General features: G+C 63.7%; 12 protein-coding genes. 8 read left to right on the top strand and 4 right to left on the bottom strand.

What is annotated here, in order from left to right; all coding sequences use genetic code 11:
* Positions 1-94: 94 nt before the first annotated feature.
* The 3 genes from yaaA to gyrA all read left to right on the top strand — a co-directional run bounded on the left by yaaA (position 95) and on the right by gyrA (position 3,993).
* Positions 95-871 (top strand): peroxide stress protein YaaA, encoded by a 777-nt coding sequence (yaaA, locus tag AAC645_RS01615; protein ID WP_340313679.1) that lies wholly within the window; start codon positions 95-97, stop codon positions 869-871.
* Positions 872-933: 62 nt separating this feature from the next.
* Positions 934-1,101: a hypothetical protein gene (locus AAC645_RS01610; RefSeq protein ID WP_340313347.1), complete on the top strand. Its 168-nt coding sequence runs from the start codon at positions 934-936 to the stop codon at positions 1,099-1,101.
* Between the two features lie 141 nt (positions 1,102-1,242).
* A complete protein-coding gene (gene gyrA / locus AAC645_RS01605; protein ID WP_340313346.1) occupies positions 1,243-3,993 on the top strand; it encodes a DNA gyrase subunit A in 2,751 nt (916 codons plus the stop codon).
* Between the two features lie 27 nt (positions 3,994-4,020).
* Here the strand turns inward: gyrA and AAC645_RS01600 are convergent, their stop codons facing one another.
* The 3 genes from AAC645_RS01600 to AAC645_RS01590 form a co-directional block, all read right to left on the bottom strand.
* A complete protein-coding gene (locus AAC645_RS01600) occupies positions 4,021-5,739 on the bottom strand; it encodes an amidohydrolase (protein ID WP_340313344.1) in 1,719 nt (572 codons plus the stop codon).
* A gap of 151 nt (positions 5,740-5,890) precedes the next feature.
* Complete coding sequence (locus AAC645_RS01595; protein ID WP_340313342.1) at positions 5,891-6,625, bottom strand: hypothetical protein; 735 nt, start codon at positions 6,623-6,625, stop codon at positions 5,891-5,893.
* A gap of 71 nt (positions 6,626-6,696) precedes the next feature.
* Positions 6,697-6,981, bottom strand: coding sequence for a hypothetical protein (locus tag AAC645_RS01590; protein WP_340313341.1), 285 nt, complete (start codon positions 6,979-6,981; stop codon positions 6,697-6,699).
* 20 nt (positions 6,982-7,001) lie between these two features.
* On the opposite strand from AAC645_RS01590, the gene AAC645_RS01585 reads away from it, so the two are divergent.
* The gene (locus tag AAC645_RS01585) at positions 7,002-8,132 is read left to right on the top strand and encodes a hypothetical protein (protein WP_340313339.1); all 1,131 of its coding nucleotides are present in this window, start codon (positions 7,002-7,004) and stop codon (positions 8,130-8,132) included.
* Positions 8,122-9,519, top strand: coding sequence for a cytochrome P450 (locus AAC645_RS01580; protein WP_422785777.1), 1,398 nt, complete (start codon positions 8,122-8,124; stop codon positions 9,517-9,519). The genes AAC645_RS01585 and AAC645_RS01580 overlap by 11 nt, the downstream gene beginning before the upstream one ends.
* A gap of 31 nt (positions 9,520-9,550) precedes the next feature.
* Here the strand turns inward: AAC645_RS01580 and AAC645_RS01575 are convergent, their stop codons facing one another.
* Entirely contained in the window at positions 9,551-10,936 is a 1,386-nt protein-coding gene (locus AAC645_RS01575) for an HAD-IA family hydrolase (RefSeq protein ID WP_340313338.1), read from the bottom strand.
* A 59-nt stretch (positions 10,937-10,995) separates the two neighbouring features.
* Between AAC645_RS01575 and glmU the strand changes: the two genes are divergently transcribed.
* From glmU to AAC645_RS01560, 3 genes are all read left to right on the top strand, one after another.
* On the top strand, positions 10,996-12,351 hold the full coding sequence (glmU, locus tag AAC645_RS01570) for a bifunctional UDP-N-acetylglucosamine diphosphorylase/glucosamine-1-phosphate N-acetyltransferase GlmU (protein ID WP_340313336.1): 1,356 nt from the start codon (positions 10,996-10,998) through the stop codon (positions 12,349-12,351).
* 386 nt (positions 12,352-12,737) lie between these two features.
* Positions 12,738-14,564: a glutamine--fructose-6-phosphate transaminase (isomerizing) gene (gene glmS, locus AAC645_RS01565; protein WP_340313334.1), complete on the top strand. Its 1,827-nt coding sequence runs from the start codon at positions 12,738-12,740 to the stop codon at positions 14,562-14,564.
* A gap of 424 nt (positions 14,565-14,988) precedes the next feature.
* Positions 14,989-15,618 carry a sugar transferase gene (locus AAC645_RS01560; RefSeq protein ID WP_340313332.1) on the top strand — a complete coding sequence of 210 codons (630 nt, stop codon included), beginning with the start codon at positions 14,989-14,991 and terminating at the stop codon, positions 15,616-15,618.
* Positions 15,619-15,943: the final 325 nt, after the last annotated feature.

The raw sequence follows: 15,943 nt of genomic DNA, 5'->3' as shown, positions 1-15,943 counted from the left end.
CCGGCTTCACTCGTCGCGGTCTATGCACCGTTGGCTGAACGACGATTGAACCGGGGCGGTTGATCGGTCCGTGCGGCAAGGCTAGGTCAGGATGATGATCCTCCTTCTATCCCCTGCCAAGTCACTCGATTACACGAGCCCCTTACCCGATCTGACGCCGACGAAGCCGCGTTTCGCCGACGAGGCGCTGGCCACGGCGTTGGCCGCCGCGAAACTCGGTCCGAAGAAGCTGTCCAAGCTGATGAGCATCTCGGACAAACTCGCGAGGCTGAACGCCGACCGCTATGCCGACTTCGCCGCACAGGAGGAGAGGCCTGCGCTCTATGCCTTCTCCGGAGACGTCTATGTCGGCTTCGAGGCGAAGAGCTTGGACCAGCCGGCGATCGATTTCGCACAGGATCATGTGCGGATCCTGTCAGGGCTCTACGGGCTGCTTCGACCGCTCGACCTGATCCGGCCCTACCGCCTGGAAATGGGCACGCGATGGGCGCCGGGGCGGAAGAAGACGCTCTATCAGCTATGGGGCAACAAGATCTCGGACGCGCTCTCCGCCGATCTCCTGTCCGAGCGCTCCGATGTGATCGTCAATTGCGCCAGCAAGGAATATTGGCACGCCGTCGAGCAGGCGCCGCCCAAGGGCGTCCGGATCATCACGATCGATTTCCGCGAGGACGGACCGGGCGGCCTGTCGTTCAACAGCTTCGCCGCCAAGCGTGCGCGCGGCATGATCGCGCGCTGGATGTGCGAGCACAGGATTACCGATCCGGAGGGGCTGAAAGGCTTCGACAGCGACGGATATTCGTTCGCCGCCGATGGTTCCGACGAGGATATCTGGCGCTTCGTGCGCGATCGTGCCCGGCTGGCTGCGTAACGTTGCCAGGAACTTGGCCGGCTTCCGCCCGTTGACCGGGTCAATTTCATGGGAGCTGATCAATGAGCGGCGATCGACATCATGACGATGGCAGCCCGGCGCATCTAAGCACCGAGGAGGCCCGCTCCGGTGCGACGCCGCATATGACGCGTCACGTTCTGGGTTGGGGGCTGGCGCTGGTCATCATCGGTTTTCTGGCCGTTCTGCTATATTATATGCTGCGAACCTGAACCGGCTTTTCGCAGGCTTCCTCCAGCGGCCAACGCCATGCTGCATCGGCTCTAGCCTTCCCGACCGTCCTTCGTTAGGAGCTTTCTGCTTGCCCCGTTTCGGGGGCGCAGAATAGCTCTAACGATACGGACGAACAGACTTTGGCCAGCGTACCGCCGCCCATCGAAAACAGCGATATTTCTCCGATCTCGATCGTCGACGAGATGAAGTCGAGCTATCTCGACTATGCGATGTCGGTCATCGTCGCCCGGGCGCTCCCCGACGTCCGTGACGGTCTGAAGCCGGTGCACCGCCGTATATTGTTCGCGTGCCAGGAAGGCGGGTTCGTCCCCGGCCGGCCATATCGCAAGTCCGCCAAGATCGTCGGCGACGTGATGGGCAATTATCACCCGCATGGCGACAGCTCGATCTACATGGCGCTTGCCCGCATGGCGCAGGACTGGGCGATGCGCGTTATGCTGATCGATGGCCAGGGCAATTTCGGATCGATGGATCCCGATATGCCGGCGTCGATGCGGTATACCGAGGCGCGGCTCAGCAAACCGGCGATGGCGCTGCTCGAGGATATCGAGAAGGACACTGTCGACTTCGGCCCGAACTATGACGGCTCGCTCAGGGAGCCGCTGGTCCTGCCGGCCCGCTTCCCCAACCTGCTCGTCAACGGCGCCGGCGGCATCGCCGTCGGCATGGCGACCAATATTCCTCCGCACAACCTGGGTGAGGTGATCGCGGCCTGCAAGGCGTACATTGCCAATGGCGGGATCAGCATCGAGGAACTGCACGAGATCGTGCCGGGACCCGACTTCCCGACCGGCGGCCTGATCCTCGGCAAGGGTGGCGCGCGCAATGCCTACCACACCGGCAAGGGCTCGATCATCATGCGCTCGCGCCATGTGATCGAGGAAGGCCGCGGCGACAAGCGCTCGATCGTGCTCACCGAAATCCCTTACCAGGTCGGCAAGAACGGCCTGGTCGAAGGCATCGCGGAAGCGGCCAAGGACAAGCGGATCGAGGGCATCAGCGACATCCGCGACGAATCCAGTCGGCTGGGCGTGCGGATCGTCATCGAGTTGAAGCGCGACGCCACGCCGGAAGTCGTGCTCAACCAGCTATGGCGCCATACCCAGGCGCAGACCAGCTTCCCGGCGAACATGCTCGCGATCCGCGGCGGCCGTCCCGAAGTGCTCACCCTCCGCGACATCATCGAAGCCTTCGTGAAGTTCCGCGAGGAGGTGATCACCCGGCGCTCGAAGTTCGAACTGGCCAAGGCGCGCGATCGCGCCCACATCCTGCTCGGCCTCGTCATCGCCGTCACCAATCTCGATGAGGTCGTCCGCATCATCCGCGGTTCGGCAAGCCCCGCCGAAGCGCGTGCCGCGCTGATCTCGCGCGAATGGCCGCGCGGGGAGATCGAACCCTATATCAAGCTGGTCGAGGCGGTGGAATCGGTCGGCACGTCGCCGACCTACCAGCTGACCGAGATCCAGGTCCGCGCCATCCTCGACTTGCGCCTGCACCGCCTCACCGCGCTCGGGCGCGACGAAATCGGTGGAGAGCTGGCGACGCTCGCGTCTTCGATCGCCGAACTGCTCCATATATTGGGCGACCGCGCGCGGCTCTACGAGGTAATGCTCGAGGAATTCGACGCGATCCTCACCGAGTTCGCGACCCCTCGCAAGACCGAGATCGCCCCTGCCGGTGATACGATCGACGACGAGGACCTGATCGAGCGCGAGGACATGGTCGTCACCGTCACCCATGGCGGTTATATCAAGCGCACCCCACTCGAGGCGTTCCGCGCGCAGAAGCGCGGCGGCAAGGGCCGCTCGGGCATGGCGACCAAGGATGAGGACGCCGTCACCGAGCTGTTCGTGACGAGCACGCATACGCCCGTCCTGTTCTTCTCCGATCACGGCAAGGTCTATCGCAAGAAGGTGTGGCGCCTGCCGGAGGGCGCGCCCCAGGCGCGCGGCCGGCCGATGATCAACCTGCTGCCGCTGGCGCAGGATGAGAAGATCACCACGGTGCTGCCGCTGCCGGAGGACGAGGAAAGCTGGGGGGCGCTGCACGTCGTGTTCGCGACCGCCCATGGCGGCATCCGCCGCAACTCCATGGATGCGTTCGCCAATGTGCCGACCAACGGCAAGTTCGCGATGCGCTTTGACGAGGACGCGACCGATCGACTGATCGGCGTCGCGCTGCTGACCGAGACCGACGACGTGATGATGGCGACCCGCGGCGGCAAGGCGATCCGCTTCTCCGCCACCGATGTCCGCGAGTTCCAGAGCCGTACTTCGACCGGCGTCCGCGGCATATTGCTCAAGGACGGTGACGAGGTGATCTCGCTTTCGATCCTGAGGGGCTTCGAGGCGACCACCGAAGAACGCGACGCTTATCTCCGCGCGGCACCCTGGAAGGACAACGGCGCCGAGCCGACTTTGCCGCCCGAGCGGATGAAGGAGTTCGAGGAGGCCGAGGAGTTCATCCTTACCGTCTGCGCCAATGGCTATGGCAAGCGCAGTTCGGCCTATGAATATCGCCGCACCGGCCGCGGCGGCCAGGGCATCACCAGCATCGACAATCTTGAGCGCAACGGCCCGGTGGTCGCAAGCTTCCCCGCGCATCATGGCGAACAGCTGATCCTTGTCACCGACCAGGCCAAGCTGATCCGCATGTCCGTCGGCGACACCCGCGTGATCGGGCGCAATTCGGCCGGCGTCCGCCTGTTCCATGTCGCGGACAACGAGCATGTCGTGGGCGCTGCGCGCATCGAGGAAAGCGAAGAGGAAGCCGAGGTCGATCTGGGCGATGGAACGACCGAGATCGTACCGCCCGACGATGCCGAGATCGGCGACGATCTGGCCGATGGCGGCGAGGGGCCGGACGCCTGACGCCCAGGTTCTTGCGCCTCGGCCGCGCTAGCGGCTGAACACGACCTGCCCCTTATACAACGTCATAAGGCAGGTCATGTCTTCGAGTGCCGCCGTCGGGACGGTATAGGGATTGCGGTCCCATACGGCGATGTCGGCCCATTTGCCAACCTCGAGCGATCCGCTCTGCTGTTCGATAAATAGCTGCCGGGCTGCCCAGATTGTGTAGCTGCGCAGCGCCGTGCGGACGTCGATCGCCTCGTCGAGGCCGAAGGGCTGCGCTCCAAAGACGCCTTTGAGCGGCTGACGCGCGACAGATGCCCAAAGGCCGAAGCGGGCCGGTAGCGGTGTGACCGGGAAATCCGAGCCACCCGCGAAGATCATCCCGCGTTTGCGGTACGTGGCGAAGGGCATGGTGTGCGCCGAACGGTCGGGCCCCAGCGCGCTGGGCAACGCGTCGCCCAGCCACCACAGAAAACCGCCCTGCACCTCGGGGATGCCGGAATCATAACGGCGCTGGAGATCCGCCATCAGGTCGAGCGCGTGCCCGCTTGGAATATGCGCATGGATCAGACTAAGCCGCAGCCCCTGCCGGGGGAACGCCTTGAGCGCATCGGCATAGGCATCGACGGCGAGATCGATCGCCTGATCGCCGATGACATGCGTGCCGAGCGGGACGCCCGCGCGAACGAACAGCCGCACCATCTGGCGATAGACGTCGGGCTCCACCGTCGGATAGCCATGACCGGTCGGCATGGGATGCGCCGCGTCTGCCGCGAAATCGGCATGCATCCACGATGTCCGCGCCATTACAGCACCGTCGAGCAGGATTTTCGCGCCGCATATTCCCAGGTCGCCGGCCGGTAGCGTGGCGACGTCGCGGCGCGCCTGTCGGATCGCCGCCAGCGCCTCGACGCCGCTCTTCATCGTGGCGCCGGCAAATATCAATCCGCACGCATGTATCGACAGGCCTTCGCTGCGGGCGAGGTCGAGATAGGATGCCCACTTCTTCGGTGACAGCAAGGGATCCTTGACGCCGGTCATGCCCTCCTCGTGCATCTTCGCGATGATCGCGCGCAATGCCGCCTTGTCCTGTTCGCGCGTGGTTGGCGGTACCAGGTCGCGGACGAGCGCCATCGCGGCGGTTTCCTTGAGCAGCCCCGTCGCATGGCCGGCAGCGTCGCGGTCGATCGTCCCTGCGGGTGGGCTGGGCGTGCGGTCGTCGATATGCGCCATGGTAAGCGCCACGCCGTTGACGGCGACATAATGGCCCGTCGTGCTCGTCAACATCAGCGGATGCCCGCCCGACACCACATCCAGTTCGGCCAGGGTCGGCGCGCGGTGCTCGGCGAGCAGGCCTTCGTTGAAGCCGCCACCTAATATCCATTCGCCGGGCTCCGCACTGTCGGCCTTCGCCTTCACCTGGGCCAGAAGCTCGGCGATCGTAGATGCGCGGCTCAGGTCGACATGGAAAAGCTGATTGATCGCACCATCGAGGATATGGGCATGGGAGTCGATGAGTCCCGGTGTCACCGTGTGGCCGTCAAGCTCGATTATTTTCGTAGCCGGGCCGATCAATGCGTCGATCTCCCGCTCGTTACCGACCGCCACGACACGGCCATCCCTGATCGCAAGCGCCTGCGCAATCTCATCCCTGGCATTGACGGTCAGAACGACGCCATGGACCAGCACGGTATCGGCGGGACGTGTCGCCGCCCCGGCGGGGACGGCCAATGCGGCCAGCAACGAAATCACCGAAAGTCGCATGCCCAGCCCCCCAGAAGCGCGGACTCAGGCTATCCTCACCGACAGCGTTGACAAGTGATCATTTCGGACCACGCCGCCCGCGGCACCACGCCGCGCCATCGACCAGCGGCGGCCTTGCCAATGGGGGCACGGCGGTCGCGACTATTCGCGCTCAGGCGGCGCCGAGCTTGCCCGTTCCCCACATCACCGGCTCTCGATAGACGCGCCGATAGGCGGCGAAGAAGGCGGATGCGGTGGTCGCGATCACGACCGGCACCATTGCGGCTTCGCCGATCCGGAACAGCCACGCGAACTGGGCATCGATGAGCCTGAGCCCGAGGCGAAGCGCTATTCCCGCCGCCAGCAACGGCAATATGGCGCCGATCACCAGACCGAAGGCGGGAATCCAGCCGGCCTGCGCATGCCCCAGAGATCTACGCAACGTCATCCGCCGATCGTCCGTGAACAGCGCCACATACCAGGGCAGCAGCGGAATCGAGATGAACAGCCATAACAGCAGGGCGCCGGCCGGGATCAACATGCGTCCGGTGCGGTAGAGCGGGGCCAGCGCATCGCCGAGGCTGGTCAGCAGGAACTTGCTCGTCAGCTGGATCGCCATCATCACCGTCGCGCCCCAGACAACCCGAAGGTTCAGCCTGATCATATGGTGGCGATCGCCGCGAAAGCGCCACCAGCGCAGCGCATAGATCATCACGACGAGCATCGTGACGGTATCGACGATGTTCGTGCCGATCAGGAATGGCTGCCTGTAGCCGGCGGGCAGGCTACCAAAAACGATCAGCGCCCGTCGCAGCAATTGCAGGGCGAACAGCAATCCGATCAACACAGGATTGGCGCGCGCAAATCCATATGCGCGACGATAGATCGCCCCTATTGCCGAGCCCATTTTCCGCATCCCCCCGGCCCGCGTCAGCGGGCTCGTCCCCGGGGCCATTATCGCGGTTCCGTCTCCCGAACTCAATAGCGCGGAAAAATCCTGCGAATCAGTTGCCCCCGCCAGGGGCGGCCATGATAGTTGAAGAAGAACCAGCCGTAGAAGGTCGTGAAGAACAGCACGACCGGCGCCAGCCAGTCCCTGTTGGCGCGCATGTGACGATAGAGCGCGAGATCCGCAGCGCGACGGTCGCGCTCGGTGCCGCCGCCATAGATGCCATAGGCATTGTCATGGGCGCGGCAGCCGGCGTTCCGATTATGCTTGGAGCCGTCCATGAAGATGCAATAGTGACGCTCTTTGTCAGCCATCAGGCGAGTAAGCAGCGGCAATGCCGGCGTTCAAGCGCAAAATCTTCTATCTCAGCGGTTTCGATCCCAGGGGTGCACGCTTCTACCACCAACTCTTCGCCGAGCAGGCCGAAGCGTATAATCGGGTTACGGGCCGGCAGGTCGGCATCGGCAAGCGCCGCCGCGAGCCGCCGCACTCGACGGCCTGGACGATCCGTGACGAGAGCCAGGACAGCGAGACGGACTATGTCTTCCTCGGCTGGGATGACGTGGTTCGTACCCATTGGGTGAAAAATCCGCTGGCGCTGCTCAAGCGCTCGGTAGCGGCTTACTGGAACTTCACCCGCCTGCTCGACTGGCCGATCGTGCGCACCTTTCCGTTCGGCGTCAGATTCGCCTTCTACTATCCTGGCGTCTCGACGATATTGCTGCCGATCCTGTTCGGCATCCTGCTGTGGCTGCCGTTCGCCGCGCTGCTCGGCTGGCGGTGGGGATTGCTTGCAGCCGCGCTGATCGGCGCGGCGGTGGCGATGTTCGTGGTGAAGAAGATCCAGGGCTTCTGGCTGCTGCGATTCATCATCTTCAACGACACGCTGGCCGGCGAACGCCTCCCGCCCGACGTCGACGCGCGCATGGACGAGTTCGCAGATCAGATCCGCGCCAGCCTCGATGAGGACTGGGACGAGATATTGTTCGTCACCCACAGTAACGGGTCGATCATGGCGGTGCCGATCATGGCGCGGCTGCTCGCTGCCAGCGGCGGAATACTGCCGGATCGCTTCAGCCTGGTGACGCTGGGCTCGTGCATCGCGCTGATCGGCAATCGCAAGGACAGCAAGCGCTTCCACGGATCGCTCGATACCGTCGGCCAGGGCGATTTCCGCTGGCTGGACATCGGGTCGATAACCGACGGTGCCTGCATAGCGGGCATCGATCCGTGCATCAGCTGTCCCCGGCCGCGCAAGGCGCGCCTGTTCCAGACGAGCCCGCGCTGGTTCAAATATTGCGATCCGGCCAGTTACCAGGCACGCCGTCGCAACAAATACGAGACCCACTTCGATTATCTGCGGACGTTCGAGCGGATCTCCCCCCTAGACTATATCGCGATAGCTTCGGGCGCGCGGCCTATCGAGCAGTCGATCGAGGCTTTCAAGGCCGAGAATGATGACTGACCGCCCGCGCGATAGTGGGCAACAGGGTCTGTTCACGCCCCCCTATCCCATACCGCACAAGAGCAAGGCATCGCTGCTCAAGCGTTTCCTGACGGGCTGGAACAGCTGGATCCACACGCTGTTCGACCGCAGCTACACCATGAAAATGGGCGAAATCCGCCTGCCCAGGCTCGACTTCTTCATCGCCAACGATCTCTCAGTCGTCGACCGCGTGATGGACGACAGGGAGAAGGTTTTCCCGAAACATCGTTTCCTCAACGATCTGCTCGATCCATTGATCGGCAACAGCGTGTTCTCCGCCAACGGGCAGGACTGGCAAGACCAGCGCGAAATGGTCAACCCGGCCTTCGCGCACACGAACCTCAAGCGCGTCTTCCCCGCGATGCAGGCGGCGGTCGACGATCTGCTGGCGCAGATCGCAACACTCGATCGGTCGCGGCCTCTCGAGGCCGATCCGCTGATGACCCACGTCGCCGCGGACATCATCTATCGCACCATCTTCTCGGTGAAGCTCGATCAGTCGAGCGCGGACCATATCTATCATTCCTTCCATCGCTATCAGAAGAACATCCAGCCGGGGGCGATGCTCCGGCTCTACGGCCTGCCGATGCTGGGCTATCGCAGGCGCGCCAAACGTGCCGCCGCAGAGATCCACGGCGTCTTTGGCCCGATCGTGAGGGCGCGCTACGACGCCTGGCATAGTGGCGGTGAGGCAGGGGACGACATCCTCCAGTCGCTGTTGGAGGCTCGTCACCCGCGGACCGGCGAAACCTTCACCTATGAAAAGATCATGGAGCAGGTCTCGACGATCTTCCTGGCCGGCCATGAAACCGCCGCGTCTGCGATGACATGGTCACTCTACCTGCTCTCCGAATGCCCGCATCTGCAGGAAGCGCTGGTCGCCGAGATCGAGCGTGAGACCGGCGGGAGTCCGATCGCCTTCGAACATCTGCGAGGGATGAACGGCATCCGGAATCTGTTCCGTGAGACGCTGCGCCTCTATCCGCCGGTCAGCTTCCTGGTCCGCGAGGTCACCGCACCGACGACATTCCGCGACAAGCTGGTCCAGACCGGCGCGATGATCGTGGTTTCTCCCTGGCTGATCCAGCGCAACCGCGACAACTGGAAGTGCCCGCACGACTTCGCGCCCGATCGCTTCGATGACCCCGAAGAGGCCGAGGCCTGCCGCCGCGCCTATCTACCGTTCGGCAAGGGACCGCGCATCTGTATCGGCGCAGGCTTCGCGCAGCAGGAGGGAATGTTGATCCTCGCCAGCCTGATCCGCGCGTTCCGGCTGCGCTATCCCGATATCGCGAAACCCGAGCCGGTGAGCCGGCTGACGCTTCGGCCGAAGAAGGCCGTGCAGCTGTGGTTCGAGGAACGCTGACCCAAGCCTTCATGCGCTGGCGCGATGAATGTCACGGCTTCAGCAAAAGATCATCCTTCTCGATCACCAGCACCGAATTGGGTGACCAGCCGCGCCAGTTGATGCGCGGGATGACGTTGCGGATCAGTGTCGCCTCATCGATGTCGCGGGTAAGATCATAGCGATCGGGCAGTGCGAAGAGCATGCCGAGGGTCTTTTGCATATCCTTGCCGCCGAAGGTGCGGACATGGTCGTCCTGGCCGAAACGCGCGATGGCGTCTTCGGCGGTCAATCGGCCGAGATCCTCGGCCGACGTGCCGTCGCGGATAACCGGGATGCAGCAAATCTGCTTGCCGTGGTCCTTCAGCGACCGGTGGAGATGATAGAGAACCGCGGTGATGTTGCAGGGAATATGCTCCATCACATGCGAATGGATAATCAGGTCATAATGGTCTGACGGCAGTTTCGCCGCATCTTCGACCAGGTCGATCTTCCGGATATTGGGGGCGAAATCATATTGGGTGGGGTCGATGTCGACCGGCTCATAGCCGTCGCCATAGAGGGCATGGAGCCGCTCGGCGAAGGCGCGCTCGGGCGCAAGGTGGAGAACTCGCAGGCCCGGCTTCAACAGATCATGCTTTTCGAGCATCATCCACAGCAGCCGCCCGCGCTCGTTCGATCCGCAGCCCGCGCACTGGACATAGCCGCGCTTCTGTCGCGCGACGAACTCGGTCGAGCCACAGATATTGCAGCGCTGCCAGCTTTCGTCCTGACCCAGCCGCTGGAGCGTCGGAATAAGCTCGTCGAAATGATCAATCAGCGCGGTCGCGTCGAGTTGCTGAGGCGGCCGATCCGAGAAGCCGAAGGTCACAGCAACGGTGGGAATGTTCGCGTTGCGGCCGGTATCGGTGTCGGTGATCGAATCGCCGACATAGGCCGCCCTGCCCCCGCCCGCTCGTGCAATCGCCTCGAAAAGCGGTGCCGGATCAGGCTTGCGGACCGGCAGGGTATCACCCCCGACAAGTGCATCGAAGCGGCTTTCCCAGCCGAGCGCATCGATGCAGCGGCGCGCCAGCAGCTCGGCCTTGTTGGTGCAGACCGCGAGCTTGACCCCCCGCGCGGCGAGCTGGTCCAGCACGGCGTCGAGGCCCGGGAAAATCGTCGAACCATCGGCAATATGGTCGAGATAATAGTCGATGAAGATGGGGAAACCTTCGTCGACCAGCGCCTCGGTCATCTCGCCGGTCGCCGCCAGTCCCTTCTGGAGCAGCGCGCGAGCGCCATGGCCGACCATGTGGCGCACGTCCTCGGCGGGTACCGGCGGGCGTCCGAGCACCGACAGCGCGTGGTTCAGCGCGGCGGTAAGATCGGGGGCGGTGTCGGCGAGCGTGCCGTCGAGATCGAAGGCCACCACGTCGAAAGGGAAATCGGCTGTCATCGCGCGTTCCATCCCCGGCCGATATGGAAAAGGCAAGCGCTTCGTGGCAGACGACGCAGATGCAAACGCGCTCCTTCGCCGCGCTGATCCTTGCCGCCGGCAAGGGGACGCGCATGAAATCCGATCTCCACAAGGTGCTTCACCCCATCGCGGGCCGGCCGATGCTCGGCCACCTGATCGCGGCCGTCGACCAGATGGGCGCCGCACAGAAGGTCGTGGTGACCGGCGCCGGGCGCGAGCAGGTCGAGGCATTCGTGGCGCCGCTCGGCGTCGATGTCGTCACGCAGGAGCCGCAACTCGGTACCGCTCATGCCGTCCAGCAGGGCGAAGCGGCGCTGAACGGCTTCGAGGGCGACATATTGGTCCTGTACGGCGACGTGCCGCTGGTGCGGTCTGAGACGATGACGCGCATGCTCGACCGGCTCAACGCCGCGGACCAGCCCGCCTGCGTCGTCCTCGGCTTCCGCCCGGCCGATCCGCTCGCTTATGGCCGCATTGTCGCCCGGTCAGACGGCGTGATCGACAAGATGGTCGAATATAAGGACGCAAGCTCCGCGGAGCGGGCCATCGACCTGTGCAATTCCGGGCTGATGGCGGTGCGTGCCGCCGATCTGTGGCCGCTGCTCGCCCGCGTCGGCAACGACAATGCCGCCCAGGAATATTATCTGCCTGACATCGTCATGATCGCCGGGGCAGACGGGCGGCCGTCGGCCGTGATCGAGGCCGAGGCCTGGGAGGTCGCCGGGGTGAATAGCCGCGCCGAACTCGCGGCCGTCGAGGGCGAATGGCAAAGCCGCCGCCGCCTTTCCGCGATGGCCGAGGGCGTCACGCTGATTGCCCCCGAAACGGTGTGGTTCGCCCACGACACGGTCATCGGCCGCGATGTCGTGCTGGAACCTCATATCTTCTTTGGGCCAAAGGTGCGGATCGGCAATGGCGTCACGATTCACGGCTTCAGCCACATCGAGGGCGCGACGGTGCGCAGCGGCGCGGAAATCGGGCCCTATGCACGGCTGCGGCCCGGCGCCGACATCGGCGAGGGCGCGAAGATCGGCAATTTCGTCGAGGTCAAGAACGGCCGTTTCGGCCCGGGCGCCAAGGCCAATCACCTGTCCTACATCGGTGATGCAGATGTCGGAGCCAAGGCCAATATCGGCGCCGGCACAATCACCTGCAACTATGACGGTTTCCTCAAATATCGCACAGCCATCGGCGAAGGCGCGTTCATCGGATCGAACAGCGCGCTGGTCGCCCCCGTCAGCATCGGCGACGGAGCGATCGTAGCGGCGGGGTCGGTGATCACCCGGGATGTCGAAGCCGACTCGCTGGGTGTGGCACGCGGCAAACAGGAGACGCGGCCGGGCTGGGCCGTGCGCTTTCGGGCGGCGATGAAGGCGAAGAAGGCGGGCAGGTAATCCGCGGCCGTCGCCGATCGGAATGCACTGCCTCCCAGCAGCCCGCCGGAAAGGCCGCGTCCGGTCGGATCGCGACACAAGTGGCAATATCGGGTGAAAGGGGACAGACAAGCCCACCGCGTCATCCGGATGGAAATCGGGCCCCATATGCGCGGGAAACGGGGTAGGAATGCCGACCGGTCGGCTCACGCTCTTGGGCGTTGCGGGTCTGGGTCCCGATTTTCATCGGGATGACGAACTTGAAAGCGGCAAATCCAGCGCCAAAGGACTCTCGCACCCCTTTCACCCGATTGCCCTGGCCAATACCGCTCCTCGATTGTCAGCCGCGATTAATAGTGCTTTGACCATCAGCGAGCTGAAATCGCGGGTAAGTGGGGCGTTCGTCGATGTGTGGCATTATCGGTATAGTGGGCAGGCAGGACGTGGCGGCCCGGCTCGTCGAAGGTCTTCGCCGGCTCGAATATCGCGGCTATGATTCGGCCGGCGTCTGTACCGTCCACGATGATCGGCTCGACCGTCGCCGGGCCGAGGGCAAGCTCGACAATCTCGCCCGCAAGATGGACGCCGAACCGCTCGCTGGCCTGATCGGCATCGCGCACACCCGCTGGGCGACGCATGGCGCGCCGACGCAGGACAACGCCCATCCTCATGCAACCGGCGAGGTTGCCCTGGTTCACAACGGCATCATCGAGAATTTCAAGCCACTGCGCGACGAACTCATCGCCAAGGGGCGGGTCTTCGAGAGCCAGACCGACACCGAAGTCGTCGCTCATCTGATCTCCGCGGATGTCGAAGCCGGGGTCGATCCGGTCGAGGCGGTGCGCACGAACCTGAAGCGGCTGCACGGTGCCTTCGCGCTGGCGATCCTGTTCCGGCAGGATCCTGACATGCTGATCGGCGCGCGGCTGGGATCGCCGCTGGTGGTCGGCTATGGCGAGAATGGCGAAACCTATCTCGGCTCGGATGCGCTCGCGCTTGCGCCGCTCACCCAGCAGATCTCCTATCTGGAGGAGGGCGATTGGGTCGTCATCACTCGCGAGAAGACCCAGATATACGATCGCGCAGACCAGCCGGTCGACCGCGCGGTGGTCAATTCCGGAGTTTCGAACCTCACTATCGACAAGGGCAATCACCGCCACTTCATGCTCAAGGAGATATATGAGCAGCCGATCGTGGTGGCGCAGACCCTCAAATCCTACCTCCGCCGGCTCGAGGGTGAAGTCTCGCTGCCTATTCCCGACTTCGACCTGAGCGCGATCCGGCGCGTCACGATCGTCGCCTGCGGTACCAGCTTCTATGCCGGCATGGTCGCGAAATACTGGTTCGAGCAATTCGCGCGCGTACCCGTGGACCTCGATGTCGCTTCGGAATTCCGATACCGCGAGCCGGTCATGGAGGACGGCGGCCTGGCCCTCTTCATCAGCCAGTCGGGCGAGACCGCCGACACGCTCGCGGCTTTGCGCCATGCGCGGGCGGAAGGACAGAAGATCGCGGTGGTGGTCAACGTGCCGACCTCGACCATGGCACGCGAAGCCGATCTGTTGCTGCCGACGCATGCCGGGCCCGAGATCGGCGTCGCGTCGACCAAGGCCTTCACCTGCCAGCTGGCGGTGCTCGCTGCGCTTGCGGCCAACATCGCGCGCGCCAAGGGGCGCCTGAGCGTTCGCGAGGAAAAGGAAATCGTCCGCCACCTGTCCGAGGCTCCGGCCGCGATCAACGGCGCGCTGGCTTATGACCAGGCTATCGAGTCCATGGCGGGCGTGATCGCGGTGGCACGCGACGTGCTCTATCTCGGGCGCGGCACCGACTATCCTCTGGCGCTTGAAGGCGCGCTGAAGCTCAAGGAAATCAGCTATATCCATGCCGAAGGCTATGCCGCCGGCGAGATGAAGCACGGTCCCATCGCGCTGATCGACGAGAATGTGCCGGTGATCGTGATCGCGCCGTCGGGCCCGCTGTTCGAAAAGACCGTGTCCAACATGCAGGAGGTCCAGGCGCGCGGCGGCAAGGTGGTGCTGATTTCCGACTATGACGGTATCGCCGCGGCGGGCGAAGGCTGTATGGCGACGATCACCATGCCCAAGGTGCATCCGCTGATCGCACCGATCGTCTATGCCATTCCGGTTCAGCTGCTCGCCTATCACGTCGCCGTCGCCAAGGGCACGGACGTGGATCAGCCCCGCAACCTCGCGAAGTCGGTTACAGTCGAGTAACGAGGCCGCATGCTGGGCCCGGCAGCGGCTCAGAGGCTCCGAGAGAGGCCAATCCGCGATGTGTTCGGCGCAATCACGCCACTATTTTTCGCAGTTGCGGAATAAATGCCGTGCGGTTAACCTAGCCTTAATAGTTACTGATGGAACATCGTTTCGGCTGTGAGCTCAATCGCTGCGCCAGAGCAGACCATCGGCCGATGCCAAAAAACTGGCCGAAATTGGGGAATGTTACACAGCCATGAATTTATCGGCCAGCCTCTTGTATCGGTCGATTGGTCGCCAAGTCGTTGATAGGCGATTGAGGCGATGCCATTAGAGGTAGACCAGCTTGCCGCAGTGCAGCAGAAACGGGGTGGATATGCTTGCTGGTATTGAATCGGGGGCGATTCAAGGGGTTAGCTTCGTGGCGGATGACAGAAATACTGTGCGCAGATCGACTCAGTTCGATGCCTTGGCAGTGCGCGTGCTGGATGTCGTCACCGCCTTGGCACTACTGATCTTTCTCGCACCGCTGATGCTCGTCGTGGCGGCGCTCGTGTACCTCGTGGATCCCGGACCCATATTCTTCGCTCATCGGCGGCTGGGCCGCGACGGCCGCACCTTCCCCTGCCTGAAGTTCCGGTCGATGGTCGTCGATGCCGAGCAGCGGCTCAGCCACCTGCTGGCGAGCGATGCAGCAGCGCGCGAGGAATGGGCGCGCGATTTCAAGCTTCGCCGCGATCCGCGCATCACCCGGATCGGCAATTTCCTGCGCCGGACGAGCATCGACGAACTGCCGCAGTTCATTAATGTGCTGCGCGGTGAAATGAGCATTGTCGGCCCTCGTCCGATCGTCGAGGGCGAGATCCCGCGTTACGGCCGCTATTTCGCCGAATATAGCAGCGTCAAACCAGGCATTACCGGCTTGTGGCAGGTCAGCGGGCGGAACAATATCCACTATCGCCGTCGCGTGGCACTGGATGTCAGCTATGCGCGCAACAGGTGCCTGGGGCTCGACCTTCGCATCCTCGCGATGACCGTACCGGCCGTGCTGCTGGCAAGAGGCAGCTTCTAGCAACCTTGGCCGGCGTGGCTTCTCTCGGATATCGGCATGCTCGGAGCGAAACTGTGCCGTCCCGTTCCGCGTGAGTTATGTCGCAATCCACCGCGTAAGATCGGCATGCATGTTGCGTAGCTGCCATGCATCCGGCAATCCCCAAACCTACGAACCGATCCCGCGTGATATGGCGCATCACGCGTCCCGCACCGGCTGGCATGATCCATGGATGTGCTTTCGGACGGGAGAGGTCATGAACAAGGAGCGAACATGCGTTTAGCGATCATCGGCACGGGTTATGTCGGTCTGGTTTCGGGGGCCTGCTTTTCCGAGTTCGGCCATG

Source organism: Rhizorhabdus argentea, assembly GCF_037861105.1.
In the GTDB taxonomy this organism is placed as follows: domain Bacteria; phylum Pseudomonadota; class Alphaproteobacteria; order Sphingomonadales; family Sphingomonadaceae; genus Rhizorhabdus; species Rhizorhabdus argentea.
Note: the sequence above shows the minus strand (reverse complement) of the source record. Positions and strands in the feature narration are given on the sequence as shown.